This is a genomic window from Fodinibius halophilus (assembly GCF_011059105.1).
GTDB lineage: Bacteria > Bacteroidota > Rhodothermia > Balneolales > Balneolaceae > Fodinibius > Fodinibius halophilus.
In genome coordinates, this window is the sequence record NZ_JAALLS010000021.1 from 1 (window position 1) to 14612 (window position 14612).

Annotated in this window: 12 protein-coding genes; 3 read left to right on the plus strand and 9 right to left on the minus strand. The window is 43.7% G+C overall.

From position 1 onward, the window contains the following. Window positions 1-452 precede the first annotated feature (452 nt). Both G3569_RS14245 and G3569_RS14250 read right to left on the minus strand, forming a co-directional pair. Window positions 453-1691 (minus strand): serine hydrolase domain-containing protein, encoded by a 1239-nt coding sequence (locus G3569_RS14245; RefSeq protein WP_165270349.1) that lies wholly within the window; start codon window positions 1689-1691, stop codon window positions 453-455. Between the two features lie 289 nt (window positions 1692-1980). Further along, window positions 1981-3522, minus strand: coding sequence for a sodium:solute symporter (locus tag G3569_RS14250; RefSeq protein WP_165270351.1), 1542 nt, complete (start codon window positions 3520-3522; stop codon window positions 1981-1983). Window positions 3523-3711: 189 nt separating this feature from the next. On the opposite strand from G3569_RS14250, the gene G3569_RS14255 reads away from it, so the two are divergent. Further along, the gene (locus G3569_RS14255; protein WP_165270353.1) at window positions 3712-4914 is read left to right on the plus strand and encodes an anhydro-N-acetylmuramic acid kinase; all 1203 of its coding nucleotides are present in this window, start codon (window positions 3712-3714) and stop codon (window positions 4912-4914) included. A 2-nt stretch (window positions 4915-4916) separates the two neighbouring features. Here the strand turns inward: G3569_RS14255 and G3569_RS14260 are convergent, their stop codons facing one another. The 5 genes from G3569_RS14260 to G3569_RS14280 form a co-directional block, all read right to left on the minus strand. Beyond that, complete coding sequence (locus G3569_RS14260; protein ID WP_165270355.1) at window positions 4917-6053, minus strand: acyltransferase family protein; 1137 nt, start codon at window positions 6051-6053, stop codon at window positions 4917-4919. Window positions 6054-6204: 151 nt separating this feature from the next. Beyond that, on the minus strand, window positions 6205-6798 hold the full coding sequence (gene rdgB, locus G3569_RS14265) for an RdgB/HAM1 family non-canonical purine NTP pyrophosphatase (RefSeq protein ID WP_165270357.1): 594 nt from the start codon (window positions 6796-6798) through the stop codon (window positions 6205-6207). An 8-nt stretch (window positions 6799-6806) separates the two neighbouring features. Further along, entirely contained in the window at window positions 6807-7811 is a 1005-nt protein-coding gene (locus G3569_RS14270) for an adenosine kinase (protein ID WP_165270359.1), read from the minus strand. Between the two features lie 152 nt (window positions 7812-7963). Next, window positions 7964-9178 (minus strand): S8 family peptidase, encoded by a 1215-nt coding sequence (locus G3569_RS14275; protein WP_165270361.1) that lies wholly within the window; start codon window positions 9176-9178, stop codon window positions 7964-7966. A 342-nt stretch (window positions 9179-9520) separates the two neighbouring features. After that, window positions 9521-10759: a S8 family peptidase gene (locus G3569_RS14280; protein WP_165270363.1), complete on the minus strand. Its 1239-nt coding sequence runs from the start codon at window positions 10757-10759 to the stop codon at window positions 9521-9523. A 390-nt stretch (window positions 10760-11149) separates the two neighbouring features. Here G3569_RS14280 and G3569_RS14285 point away from each other — a divergent pair, with 390 nt between their 5' ends. Further along, window positions 11150-11782 (plus strand): NUDIX hydrolase, encoded by a 633-nt coding sequence (locus G3569_RS14285; RefSeq protein ID WP_165270365.1) that lies wholly within the window; start codon window positions 11150-11152, stop codon window positions 11780-11782. A gap of 47 nt (window positions 11783-11829) precedes the next feature. Next, window positions 11830-12501, plus strand: a complete 672-nt coding sequence (locus G3569_RS14290) for a sulfite exporter TauE/SafE family protein (protein WP_165270367.1) — start codon at window positions 11830-11832, stop codon at window positions 12499-12501. A gap of 6 nt (window positions 12502-12507) precedes the next feature. On the opposite strand, the gene G3569_RS14295 is transcribed toward G3569_RS14290, so the two are convergent. Continuing rightward, window positions 12508-13482, minus strand: a complete 975-nt coding sequence (locus G3569_RS14295; RefSeq protein WP_205720220.1) for an isoaspartyl peptidase/L-asparaginase family protein — start codon at window positions 13480-13482, stop codon at window positions 12508-12510. Window positions 13483-13510: 28 nt separating this feature from the next. After that, entirely contained in the window at window positions 13511-14605 is a 1095-nt protein-coding gene (locus tag G3569_RS14300; protein WP_165270369.1) for an NAD(P)/FAD-dependent oxidoreductase, read from the minus strand. Window positions 14606-14612 lie beyond the last annotated feature (7 nt).

Below are 14612 nucleotides of genomic sequence, written 5' to 3' on the forward strand. Positions count from 1 at the left end.
ATTTAGTAATTTTAGAACTGCTTAGTCCGACAGACCCCTAGGGGAAGAGACTTTTGTAAGGAGTAGTTAGCTGAACATATTCCTGGGATTCTCTGAAAGAATATATGTTTAAAAAAATCAGCAAAAATAACAGAAAGGAGTCCCTCTCCCTGCGAGCAGTAGGGAGAGGCCAAGAGTGGGTCAGCACGCCGGTAGTAAAGGCTTAGAATTTTTGACCTTTGAGTAGCCTAATTCCCCATTATTTCCAACCACCTCTTGGTCTCCTGCTTCATAAGGAGGAGAAATAAATGTGCCATCTTCTTGGGTTACAGCAACAATAAAATATAGCACCTGCTTTAACTGTATTGTGCTATTAGTTTTACATCTCAGCTACAAAATTCCCTTCCTTATCAAGGAGGGGTTAGGGGTGGTTGCCAAACTGGAATTGCAACTTCACCACTAGCTAGTTGAGCTCAGAGAGCCGCTTTCACCGTATCAAAGATAGCCTGTCGTAGCGGACCCAGATTAAAATAGTATCCATTCTCTTGGCGCCCTACATGCTGCCTGTTGGTTAACAAAATAATCGACAGGGAATCGCTAGGTGCTACCACAATATGAGTCCCAGTAAAACCGATGTGCCCAAATGTACCGACGGGACTTCCCTCCGCATCAATAAAATTTTTATCCATCGCCCATCCGAGACCATTCCCAAACTCATCTTCAGTCAAAAAAGTATCCACGACTGCTGGTGATATAAACTGACTGCCGTTATAACGGCCATCTTGCAACAACAGATCCACTAGGACCTGCAAGTCATTCACCGTCGAAAACAATCCCGCATGTCCGGCTACTCCCCCGTTCGCATACCAGGCATTACCATCGTTCACTTCTCCCTGCAGCGTATATTGCCGCCAACCATCCCACTTTCCCGGCTCTACCTCTACCCGGTAGCCAAAGTCATCGTCATAAACCATCTGTTTTTCAAAGGGATTTCCGTGCGAGGTGGCCGCAATGGGCGCCAAATCCTTCTGCAAGGGATTAAACGCAATATGTTCAAGACCCAATGGTTCATATAATTTTTGCTGCAAATACTGATCCATTGGGTGGCCCGAAACCTTTTCGATGAGATCACCCAGCAGCATAAATCCCAGATCACTGTAATGACGCTCTTTACCTACCTTCCATTTTAAGGGTAACTCCGAAATATGATGACACCGTTCTCGCTTATTCGATGCATGATAGTAGGTGGGCTTCCACTGGGCCAGTCCCGATGTATGGGTGAGCAGGTGCCGTACAGTGATATCCGCTTTATCTCCGCTATCAAACTCCGGTAAATATCGTTGGATAGGATCATCAAGGGAAACTTTACCCTCATCCACCAGCTTCATAATCCCAAAGGTGGTAGCACAAACCTTGGTGAGCGATGCCAAATCAAAAAGATGCTCGACGATCATTTCTTGTGGATTCTCGAGCGGCTCCAAGTTAAAATCATATTTTTTAGCATAACCGTAGGCCGCCTGATGTAAAATAGAATCGCCCTTTTTTACCTGTACCACCGCGCCGGGAATATGCTTGGCAGCTATCTCTTGTTGGATGAGACTATCAATAGCTATAATCTGCCCGGCTTTAGTTTGAATAGTTTCTTTTTCATGAGAACATGAGACAAACCCTATTCCCAAGAGACAAATAATAAATACTTTAACTATGTTCATTGCTATTCTCTTTTATTTATCCATTCATTTTTTCAATGATGAAAAAACGAATCAAAAAAATCACCGGCTGCGAATGCTGAACAGCTCTGAATGTCCTGCGAAGATAATTTCAATGGTCCATTACGACTCTGCTTGTTTCTGAGGAACACACCGGTATGAAATTATCACCCATCGCAAAACACTCGGACCTAGCATTCTTATGCCGGATAAAATAACCCAGCAACTCCAGTTCTTACAAACGCGTTAATAAAAAGAAACATACGCATTGGTGATTAAAACATTCCAACTATTATTTACTAATCTTTCGAATCCATCTTGAGATGTTTCCGACGGCTATTACAATCAAACTCCCTACGACCGTGTATAACGGCCAGGCAATAGCTAAAGGCTCGCCCGGCAGTATGTTTTGAATAGGACCTTCTACCATAAACAGCAGCGAAACTAATCCCACAAAAAAGCCAATCATTGCATCGGTTTTATCCGGGCTCGAAAATAAACGGCCCAACATAAAGGCTCCCAATAACCCTCCGTAGGTATATGAGGCAATTCCCAGCCCCAGCTCAACCACAGCGGGACGTTCGCCCTCCTGCAGCTGCAAATAGGCAAAAAAGAATGCCGACCCTGTTAAAATAAAGGCCCATACCATGGTAATAATACGAGATATCCTAAGATCTTCTTCGGGTGTGTTATCTTGTCCCAAATATGGCTTATACAGATCCAGGGTTGTTGAAGATGCCAACGAGTTAAGCGAAGAGCTGAGACTACTCATCGCCGCTGCAAACAGCGAAGCAATAATAAGTCCCGACAGGCCTACCGGAAGCTGCTCAACAATAAATTTGGCAAAGATTTCATCGGTCGTGGCAAGTCCCAGCTGTTGGGCAGTTTGCGCATCATAAAAAGCGTATAACAACAAACCGATGAATAAAAATAACCCAAACTGCAGGGCTACTACTACCCCACTCCATACCAGTGCACGCTGGCTGTCTTTAACATTTCGGGTGGTAAGCAGGCGTTGTACGATAAGCTGATCGGTACCGTGGGAGGCGATCGAAAAGATGGCTCCCCCGATCAGGGCCGTAAAAAAGGTGTAGGGTTGGGCTATAAACTCGGTAAAGGGCTGCCCGAAACCGAAGTCCAGAATCTGCGTTTTTCCAGCATCAGCCGCAATGGCAATAGCTCCTGATATACCGTTGGGCAGGTCTCCAAACATAATCCCAATGGCCAAAAGTGCACCGCCGATATACACCGCCATCTGCATTACATCCATCCAAACCACCGCTTTAATACCCCCTATGAGGGTATAAATGAGAGTAATAACAGAAATAGCGGTTATTGACAACAGGTAGAGCTCGATATCTCCCCAACCGGTAAAGGCGCCGCCCAAGCGTAAGATGATCGCCAGTGGTATTGCCGTTGCAAAAAGGCGAACTCCATCAGCCAATAAACGGGTAACCATAAAAGTAGTACTGGCTGCATTTCGCATGGAGGGGCCAAAACGGTTCGCCAAAAACTGGTAGGCGGTCGTCTGTTTACCCTCAAAATAAGCCGGCAGCAACAGCACGCTCACTAAAAAACGACCAACAATATAACCCAAGGTGATCTGTATAAAAGTAAGGTTTCCTCCATAAGCTACTGCAGGGATACTGATAAACGTAAGGGTACTTGTCTCTGTTGCTACCACCGAAAACATGACGGCCCACCAGGGTAATCCCCGGCCACCCATAAAGTAATCAGAAGTAGAAGATTGACGCCCGGCAGCATAAATTCCGAGTGCTGCAACGCCAATGAGATAGACAATGATCACGATATAATCGATGATGGTGAAGCCCAAAAGTACCTCGTATTAGATTAGAGTAAATTCTTAGCTTGCTTAACATTCAATTATTGAGCGAAGAACATTATAGTAAATTATTTTTACCATTACAGGAGTTCTATATATTGGCAGTTCTGCATTTTTTTGAAAACTTTTATAACGTTGCTCTAACTGCGTAGTTGACCTAAAAAAACACACTCATACTGAATGAATCCTTCCATTAAAAAGCTGGGCGAAATTGCGAAAAAAGATACCAAAACGATTATTGGGCTCATGTCAGGAACTTCCCTGGATGGGCTGGATATCGCACTTTGTGAGATTCATGGAGCCGGTCCGAATACTGAGATTGAACTCAAAGAGTTTGTCACCAAGCCCTATACCACTGAGAACAAAAAGCGGCTGAGTGCTATCTCCTCGATTAATGAGACCTCAATGGAGGAAGTTTGCCTGCTTCATTCCTGGCTCGGAAACTATCATGGGCAACTGATCAATGAAGCACTCCGGGATTGGGAGATTGCCCCTTCAGAGGTAGACTGCATTGCCAGTCACGGACAAACGATTTACCATTTACCGAAGATTCAGCATCGTCAGGAAAACATGCCCAACGCTACCCTGCAAATCGGGGATTCCGATCATATAGCCCGAACCACCGGTATTTTAACAATTGGAGATTTTCGCCAAAAGCATACGGCTGCTGGCGGCGAAGGGGCGCCCATGGTTTCTTTTGTGGATCGCCTACTATATACCCATGATTCCGAAGAGCGTATCCTGCTTAATATTGGAGGCATTGCAAACTTTACCTACTTGCCGGCCCGCAATAACAGCCAAACCCAAACCATAACTACCGACACCGGGCCCGGCAATACGCTCATTGATATGGCCACCCGGCAATATTTTTCTGCTGATTACGATAAAGATGGTGCTATAGCCAAACGGGGAACCGTAAATCGAAAAGCACTCAATGCGCTCAAGGCTGATCCCTATTTTAAAAAGCCCCTGCCCAAAACTACCGGGCCGGAACTCTTTAATTTAAAATGGGTAGATCGCCTCCTTTTTAAAGCTGGTGTTGCCGATATAAAGCCGGAGGATTTGATTTCTACCCTGAGCAAACTTACGGCCGAAACTATTGCCGAAACGATAGAATTGGTGCTGGAAAAGGAAGCAAAACCTGCTGTTTATATAAGCGGGGGGGGCATCCATAACCCTGTTGTTCGCAACTGGATTGATGAGTTGTTACCAGAATACCCAATTAAGAGTTTTGGAGAAATAGGATTCGATCCCGATGCCAAAGAAGCTGTACTGTTTGCAATATTGGCCAACGAGACCCTATCAGGAAAAGGCTTCTCCCTGGATGCCAATGATCCCGATAGCCCGACTATAAATTTCGGAAAAATATCTCTCCCTTCTTAAAATTAGATCTTAATAAAGATCTCTCGCTTGTAGAACATCCACATAATCCACAGCCAAAAGAGTATGTAACCCACCGCAAATATCAGGGAAGCATTTATAGGACTTGCAATCGGGAGCAGAAGACTCTCATAGATCACCCTTTTAAGTGGGCTTGTGCCCTCACCGACAGATATGGGGATAAGATATAGCAGCTTTGCCATCAAAGAAGATAGCACGTAAACGGCCAGTGCATTAAGGCCATATATTTTAAAGGGCTTAGCCCATTTTTTATACCCTTTCATATCTATGATCCAATAACAAATTGCTAAGAAATGCAGGGCAAATCCACCGGTGAAGAGCACATAACTACTGGTCCATAACCCTTTATTTATGGGGAACCACGCATCCATAATGAGTCCCAGCACCAACCCCGCATTTCCATACAGGAACATTCGTATTACTTTTTCTTTGTCTGATTTCTGGGACCGCAACAATTTACCAGTCAATAATCCAATTAATACGGTGGCAACAGCTGGTATGGTACTAAGCAATCCTTCAGGCTCCCAGCCCGGCTGCCAAAGGTGACCGCCCAACAAAAGCTGATCGAGGTAGGTAGCCAGATTTCCTTCTTTTGTCAACACCCCGGCTCCATGTCCCGGTACGGGCACAGCCATCATCAACACCCAATAGCCGATGAGAATACCAGCCGTCCACAGAACTAGGGATTTTACTTTTCGGAACTCCATAAAAATAATGGATGCAAATAAGTAGCAAAGCGCAATGCGCTGGAGTACGCCCATAATACGAATTGAAGAAAAATCATAGAGCTGCAGGGGATCAAAACGGACGAATGGGAAAACGGCCATAAACAACCCGATACCAAAAAGCATTACCGACCGTTTAAATACTTTCTTGTAAATTTCTGACTTTGGTATGTCTCGCTCAAACAATTTTCCGAAGGAATAGGTCATTGCAACTCCAACGATAAATAAAAAGAAAGGAAAGATGAGATCGGTCGGGGTCCACCCGTGCCATTCGGCATGTAGCAAAGGAGCATATACGTGGGACCAGCTGCCCGGGTTATTAACCAGAATCATCCCTGCAATAGTGATGCCCCGGAATACATCTAACGATACTAAACGTTCTCGACGTTGAACCATAATTCCGCACTCAGCTTAGCTAGCGATTGTGATAATATTAATCATCAAAACACTAGTTAATTGAAATGCGTGACAGATTCAACGCTCCAACATTAATTTTTACTCACTCTTCATGCAATTTTATGTGCAATTATTTTGCATTCACAAAATTTTACGATTGTTCCTTTAGCCAATCATAAAACTTTTGAATTGCTTTTCCCCGATGACTGATTTTATTTTTCTCTTCCGCATCAAGCTCAGCAAAAGTTTGCTCATAATCGTCGGGCTTAAAAACCGGATCATACCCAAACCCCTGACTCCCACGCTCTTCATTGAGGATTACTCCGCGACAGATTCCTTCAAAGGTATATTGCCCCTCATCAGTAACAAAAGCCACGACCGTTCGAAATTGAGCTTTGCGCTCCTCCGATGGTACCTCTGACAATTCATCTAACAATTTATCAGTATTATCTTGGTAGGTAACTGAGTCACCGGCATACCGCGCCGAATATACGCCCGGAGCTCCATCAAGGGCATCTACTTCGAGACCGGTATCATCAGAAAGAGAGGGTAACCCAGTCTCTCGATAGACGTATTTTGCCTTTTTAAGAGCATTACCTTCAAGAGTGGGCTTATCCTCAATAACTTCTTCTAACTCCGGAAAATCGTAGGTAGATTTAAGCGTAATTCCCAAAGGTGCAAGGGTTGAACACAGTTCTTTAATTTTATCTTTATTAGCGGAGGCTAGAACAATAGTATCAAACATCGGAGTAGTTAATCAGTAGCTTGGGATTTTTTCAGGATCTCTTGCACTTCGTGCCATTTCAATCGCGGCCCAAATTGTGATACGATTTTAGAACCCGCTAAACTTGCTAATTTACCAGCGCCCGCATATCCCAAACCATTGGTTATACCATACAAAAAAGCTCCGGCATACATATCTCCGGCTCCATTAGTATCCACTGCTTTTACCTCGTAAGGTTCAATATCAATAAAGGTATCGCCATCATAAATCATTGCTCCGTTTTTGCCCTGTGTAATCACAAAACGCTTGGCCTCTTTCTTGAGGGCCTCTCGCGCTTCCAGGATATCATCCTTGCCGGTATAAATTTTTGCTTCCTCTTCATTACAAAAGAGCAGATCTACCGATGCTCCAATTACTTCCTCAAAACGCTCTTTAAATGCTTCCACTATCGACGGATCCGATAACGTAAGTGCCGTCTTTACATCGTTTTCCTGGGCAATACTCTTTGTCTCTTTCATGGCCTCAAATCCACCATCAGCAGCTACCAGATACCCTTCGATATAAACATACTCCGAGTCTTTGATCGCCAGCTCATCAATTTCGTGTGGAGATAACTCTGAAGTAATACCGAGATAGGTATTCATTGTTCGCTCAGCGTCATCCGTAACCATGACCAGGCACTTACCGGTGATTCCCTCTTCGCGTTCCTGTCGATTAAAGTTGGTATTAATACCTGCTTCTTCCATCTCCTCTATATAAAGGTCACCGAACTTATCATTCGCTACTTTACAAGAATAGAAAGCTTTACCCCCAAATTGACTTACGGCAAAAATGGTATTTGCAGCTGATCCACCCGGCTTTTCAACCGTTTCCTCTCTGTTGATATCATCAATCAGGTTAAACTGGGTATCTTCATCTACAAGGGTCATAACCCCTTTGGTAACCTCGTGCTTCTCGAGAAATGAGTTTGTAACTTCAAACTCCATATCCACCAGCGCATTTCCGATACCGTATACATTGTACTTCTTTTTCATAGGAATGATAAAAGATCTGTAATTAGAATATTAAAGTGCGGAAAATACGAACTATGAAGGGCTGAACAAAGAAAAACCGACAACAAATAAAAAAGTACCTGCTCTTTTGAACAGGTCCTTTTTGTCATTCGCCCTTATTAACTATTTAACCCTTAATTATGAGCAATAGGATCGGCTGTTCCATCGGGATCATTAATGGCATTTCCATCTGTTGTTGGACTGCCGTTAGTAACCAGTAATAAACCAGCAACATGTGGGCTAGCCATTGAGGTGCCACTAATAGTATCGGTTCCACCGTCTAACCAAAGTGAATGTATATCAACACCCGGCGCAGCATACTCAATGGGTGGATTTCCATAGTTAGAGAATGAAGCAAAGGTATCTGTATCATCAATAGCAGATACGGTCCACACATTATTGTATTCTACGCGTGCCGGCGAATAATTATTGGCATCATCGCTGTCGTTACCCGCAGCTATAGCAAACAAGACCCCTTGGTCAGCAGCATTTCGCACCGCATCATCCACTGATTGTGAAGCACCACCGCCAAGACTCATATTAGCAACATCTCCCGGTGCAGCATTTGCAGCTACATAGTCGATACCGTTAATAATACCGGAATAGGAACCACTTCCGCGACTGTCAAGAACTTTGACCCCTACCACCGTAGCACCGGCAGCAACACCTACCACATCGATATCATTATCGAGTGCAGCAATAGTACCTGCTACGTGAGTACCGTGACCATTTCCGTCATCCGCACTCTTTGAGTCTTTCCCCTTAGTGATAAAGGTAACACTTCGAGATTGGTCTACATTTAAGTCGGGATGATCCAAATCAACACCGGTATCAATTACCCATGCTGTCCCAGAACTTGCAGTAGCACCACCTACACGACTAATGCCCCATGGTGTGGTTTGCGATCCTGAACCACCGTCATCACCATCTTTGCATGAAGGCCATGGACTACATTTTCCCGGAGGGGCCAATGTGACCATTCGATCTTTTTCAACATATGCTACACGATCATCACTGCGAAGATCTTTTAACTGTTTGTCAGTAAAATTAGCAGCAAACCCTTTGATAGCTACATTATACTTATTTGTCACTGCTTTCTCGGCAATGCTATAATTAGAAAGCATATTAGAACGAACGGCTTTTACTTTGTCAATATCAGAACCGACCGCTTTTCCTTTTGAATTTTTACCATTAAACACCACGATATACCGATCACCGATATCCTGATTAGTTTCGGTAACCTCTTGGTTTTCTTCTTGGTTAAGGTTGGTAGTCGGCTGATCGCAGGCCGTAAAGGCAAAAACGACTAAAATCGCCGATAAAGTTAACTTAGAGAATATATTTCGCATAGTTATCTATCTTTAATTTAATATTGTATTCGCCTGAGCGAATATTGAAAGACAGAAATTTATAGCTCCAAATGCCCTAAAGAATTTTGGAAGAAAGCATTTGTAAAATTTCTGTTACAATTATTAAGAAGGGTTAATAACAATAATTGTTCCGAAGATTACAAACTTAGTTGACAATTAATTATTAATCATTAAACTAAAAATGATATAAAACCTAACTACCTTAGGCTTCACTTTGCTTATCCTTCTGTTGTTTATGTTTTATAAATATACTGCCCTATAATAAAAGCACCTGCCCGTTAAAGCAGGTGCTTCGAGTAAAGTTATTTAACCTTACTGTTTCTATTGATGAATAATGGGATCTGGATTCCCGTCGGGGTCTCCATTTGCAGTACCATTACTGCTGGGATTACCTCCCGTTACAAGTAATACCCCTGCTGCGTGTGGACTTGCCATAGAAGTACCGTCAATAGTGTTGGTACCATTATTTTTCCACAGCGATTTAACACTCACACCCGGAGCGGCATACTCAATAGGCGGATTTCCATAGTTTGAGAATGAGGCAAAGTAATCATTGGAATTGATAGCAGAAATAGTCCAAACGTTATTATACTCTACACGAGCTGGTGAAGAGTTGTTGGCATGGGTACTGCTATTACCCGCAGCTATTGCAAAATAGATGCCTTGATCTGCAGCATTGCGTACCGCGTTGTCTACAGATTGAGACGTACTGCCCCCGAGACTCATATTCGCAACATCACCTGCTGAGGCATTTGCTGCTACATAGTCAATCCCGTTTATAATTCCGGAGTACGTTCCACTTCCATTGCTACCAAGTACTTTTACACCTACCACGGTAGCTCCTGCTGCAACACCGATAACGTCAATATCGTTGTCTTTGGCCGCAATTGTACCGGCAACATGTGTACCATGACCATTTCCATCGTCAGCAGATGGCTCACCAGATACAAAAGAAGTACTGAGGCTGGTATTTACATTCAGGTCATCATGATCTAAATCTACACCCGTATCAATAACCCAGGCCGTACCGGAACTGGCTGTGGCACCACCTACGCGATCAATACCCCAGGGGGTCTCTTGTTGGCCACCGCCGTCATCATGGCATCCGATACCATAGAAGTAGCAGTACCACCACGGATAATGATTATTAATTTTAGGTGGCGAAAGTATGGCAATACGATCTTGCTCTACATATTCAACACCTTTTTCGTTACGTAACTTGGTGAGCTGATCATCAGAAAGCTGGGCGGCGAATCCTCCAATTGCATTGGTAAACTTATGCTTAAGAGCATCGCTGCCGATCTTATACTTCGACACCATTGAGTTTATTTTCTGAGAGCGCAGCTTAGCTTTTGACTGACTCACATCAGCGTCCGTATCAAAGACGACAATGTACTGGCCATCTATTGGCTGGCCCTGTTTATCCATTATTTCCTGGATATCCTCATTGGTGATTTGTTCTTTTTCTTTTTTTGTGTTGGTTGGATTATCACAAGCTGTCATTACGAGAAGAGCAACAACAGAAAATGCGATTAACTTTTTTACGATATTAGATAACATTATAGTTTATCCCTTTTTGTTAGAATTTAACCCACGTTTTTCGTGGTGTGCTAATCTTGACAAAGATCCGAAATAGTCATTTCTCATTATGTTTTACCAATACCATTGGCTTATTTTTTAAAGGACCTTTGCCATTTTCATTTACAAGAGTTAACAAATGATATATTGTTACAGATTTTTTTAGGAAAATTTTCTTTTCCCCTAAAAAAACTGTCTATAGGCCGTATAGTAAGTTTTTTTAACACCAATTAATTTTCTGACAGACTGAAAATACCCCTCATTTTAGTAGTGGGTATGTTATATTTAGATACATTTTGTTCGAACAGATGAACAGATAGCAAAGCATATACCCGAAAGCGCGTTTAAACCCAAAGCTATTGTTATACATTAATGAAAGAGTTTACCAGGTTTTTAAAAAATCGACTGCAAAAAGAGTTGCCCGGGCGCAAAGCCCAACTCAAAATGGCCCCCAGGCCAGTATCAAGTGGCAGCCTAAGAAAAATGGAGCCGCCCGATCATGCCAATGATAGCAGCGTACTGATATTATTATTCCCCAATGAAGAAAATAAACCCGAACTAACCCTTACCCTGCGAAGTCGCGATATAGATCATGGCGGACAAATAAGTTTTCCAGGCGGAAGAGCCGAACAAGGAGAAAGCGCTGCTGAAACTGCCCTGCGTGAGGCTGAAGAGGAGATTGGCATTCCACCTGAATCTATAACCATCATAGGGCAACTCAGCGACCTTTACATCAATAATTCTAACAATCTTGTTACCCCTGTGGTTGGCGTGGTGAAAAAGAAGCCTAACTTCAAGATTAATCCTTCTGAAGTGGAAGAAGTATTTGCCGTGGAGCTTAACTCCCTGTTGCATAAGAAAAATTTGACGGTTGAAAACTGGGAACTGGGAAAGCACCGCTACAAAGTTCCCTATTGGGACATACACCAAGTACCCCTATGGGGAGCTACTGCCATGATGCTTCATGAGTTTCTCGATATCTACCAGGATTATTGTAAACAGTAAAACTCTTTTAAAATACTTTCAAATATTCCAAGCTTACATAATAATAGATGGAGTGGATTATAGCAGGCTTAACATTCGGATTTTTAGGAAGCTTTCACTGTATTGGCATGTGTGGGCCCATTGCACTGGCCTTACCTCGCAAGTCAAAAGAACAAGTCCACTATATTTTTTCACGCATTATTTACAATGCTGGACGAATCACCACCTATATTATTTTGGGCTCAATTGCGGGCTTTTTTAGTCGTATCATTGCCATTGGTGGATACCAACAAGGCCTATCCATCACCATTGGAGCACTCATGTTGCTAGCTCTCGCCTGGAATAAGGTACAACGCCTACTCCAGCGTATGGAAGCACTGCCCAGCCGATTTATCAGTAAAATGACCCATCAGTTTAAACGCTTATTTAATAATGGAGGACTGAGCTCGCTTTACACTATTGGATTACTAAACGGGCTGCTGCCCTGTGGTTTTGTATATATGGGATTGGCCACGGCTATTACGTTTGGAAGCATCTACAGCAGCAGCTTGTTTATGGCAGGTTTTGGATTTGGGACCGTACCCGCCATGCTGGGTATCAGTTTGACCGGAGGACTTGTTTCAACCAACCTCCGCCAAAAACTAAAAAACCTCTCCCCTTATTTTATCGCAGTCGTTGGTATCATCCTTATACTGCGTGGACTGGGCTTAGGGATTCCTTTCATTAGCCCAGCCCTTTAAGGCTTCCTAAATTAAGTGTTTTGAATCAATAAGCTGGTTATCCGTCTCATCGTGTACCGCATAATTGAAGCCTTGCTGAATACTGTATCCGCCCACCTGGCCCTGCTTATTAATTGCAATAAATCCAACCTGGATATTTTCAAGGGAGTCTTTATTCGCTACGATTCGTTCAACAGTATTTTTGCAGGCCTGTTCCGGGCTATCACCGCGCCGCATATTTTCAACTACAAGATGGCTTCCACACACGCGAATAATCTCTTCCCCTACTCCGGTCCCAGATGCAGCTCCCACCTCATTATCTACAAACAGCCCACTACCTATTAAAGGCGAATCACCAATACGCCCGTGCATTTTCCAGGCCATTCCACTGGTCGTACAAGCTCCCGACAAATTTCCATTGCTATCCAGAGCCAGCAACCCAATAGTGTCATGGTTCTCGATATTTACCTCAGGCTTATATTCAGCATCCTTTTTCCATTGCTCCCAATCCTTTTTCGATTGATCTGTGAGCAAGTTTTTCTTTTCAAACCCTTGATCCAATGCAAAGTCCAGGGCCCCGTCTCCCACCAACATTACATGGGGTGAATCTTCTTTCACCTTACGGGCTACCGATATAGGGTGCATAATATGCTGCAAGGCTCCCACCGAACCACCCTGTTGCTGCTCATCCATAATACAGGCATCAAGGGTCACATAGCCATCCCGGTCCGGGCGCCCGCCATATCCTACCGTCCGCACTTCAGGATCGGCCTCCGTTACTCGTACGCCGGCTTCTACCGCATCTAGAGCAGAGCCACCCTCAGCGAGTACTTCCCAAGCGGCCTCATTCGCTGCAATACCGTGATTCCAGGTAGAGATAACCACCGGCTTTTTAACTTGTCCGGAAAATGATAGAGACGATGAAGGGGAAGAAGTCCAGTTCTGAAAAGGAGCCAAACCACCCAGAGCCGTCATTTTTAAAAAATTTTTTCTACTGATCATAATCTATTTCTTTTTTTAAGAATACTTGTTATAACATTTCCACTGCTTGTTCTGCCACATCCATTCCGATAGCAATACCCATACCGCTGAGACCGGCCGCCACATAACGATATTGATCTACCTGTTCTACAATGGGTGACTTTGTAGTTGTAAATCCCATAATACCTGACCACTGATGCTGAATGGTCCAACCTTCTTGCAGGCGTAATTCCTCATCTACAAAATCCACTAAGTGGTTCTTTATTTTAGAATTCGCCCCAAATTGATCCGTCTCTTCCTGTTTTTTATCCACATTACGAGCACCCCCAATAAGAAGCCGTTGTCCTACATTCCGGAAATAGATATAGCCCCGGTCATGATGAAAAATTCCTTTCCACGGGAGCTCTTTCTGTTCATTGGTAACGAACACCAACCCGCGAGCCGGGCTAACAGTAAGGGACGGGACCAGCCGAGCTACAAAGCCGTTGGCCGCATGCAATATCTGCTTAGCTTTTAAAGTTGGTCCACCTGCAACATGTACCGTTCCATCTTCCGTTGTCTGTTCCACCTCGGTATTCCACTTTATATCGATACCGGTAGCAGCAACTTTTTGAGCCAAATACTGCATCATCTTACCGGGATGGAGGGCTCCTTCCAACCGATTACAAATTACGGGATACCCTTCCTTTCTATCCAGGCTATAAACCTGTTCTTCTCCAATAAGCTCTTCCATCCATTTGTTAAATCGGCCAACTTCTGAGGACACCTCTTTAAAGGCCTCTTCAGAGGTAAAAAACTCATATCCCCCGCAGTGCCGATAACCGATAGCCTCCTCGCCCAGCACCTCTTTCAAACGTTCGAGTCCCCTATATCGTCGAACGATGCGTTCTTTTACAATATCCTCAGACTCTTTTTTGATATCTGCCTGGTGTTCACCTATAGATCCCACACAAGCAAAACCGGCATTACGGGTACTGGCTCCTTTCGGTAAAAAGCCACGCTCTAACACCATAACCCGGGCAGCCGGATGGGCTCGTTTGTAGAACAATGCTGATGATAATCCTACAATGCCCGCACCAACAATAATAAGATCATATGGGTCTAAAAAAGAACCCTGCTCCCAAAAAGAATTATTATAGCTCATATCATTT

Coding starts and splice junctions, on each gene's coding strand:
- rdgB (WP_165270357.1), bottom strand. CDS start 6,798: ATGTTTGATACTATTGTTCTAGCCTCCGCTAATAAAGATAAAATTAAA.
- G3569_RS14285 (WP_165270365.1), top strand. CDS start 11,150: ATGAAAGAGTTTACCAGGTTTTTAAAAAATCGACTGCAAAAAGAGTTG.
- G3569_RS14270 (WP_165270359.1), bottom strand. CDS start 7,811: ATGAAAAAGAAGTACAATGTATACGGTATCGGAAATGCGCTGGTGGAT.
- G3569_RS14290 (WP_165270367.1), top strand. CDS start 11,830: ATGGAGTGGATTATAGCAGGCTTAACATTCGGATTTTTAGGAAGCTTT.
- G3569_RS14295 (WP_205720220.1), bottom strand. CDS start 13,482: ATGATCAGTAGAAAAAATTTTTTAAAAATGACGGCTCTGGGTGGTTTG.
- G3569_RS14245 (WP_165270349.1), bottom strand. CDS start 1,691: ATGAACATAGTTAAAGTATTTATTATTTGTCTCTTGGGAATAGGGTTT.
- G3569_RS14255 (WP_165270353.1), top strand. CDS start 3,712: ATGAATCCTTCCATTAAAAAGCTGGGCGAAATTGCGAAAAAAGATACC.
- G3569_RS14300 (WP_165270369.1), bottom strand. CDS start 14,605: ATGAGCTATAATAATTCTTTTTGGGAGCAGGGTTCTTTTTTAGACCCA.
- G3569_RS14275 (WP_165270361.1), bottom strand. CDS start 9,178: ATGCGAAATATATTCTCTAAGTTAACTTTATCGGCGATTTTAGTCGTT.
- G3569_RS14280 (WP_165270363.1), bottom strand. CDS start 10,759: ATGTTATCTAATATCGTAAAAAAGTTAATCGCATTTTCTGTTGTTGCT.
- G3569_RS14260 (WP_165270355.1), bottom strand. CDS start 6,053: ATGGTTCAACGTCGAGAACGTTTAGTATCGTTAGATGTATTCCGGGGC.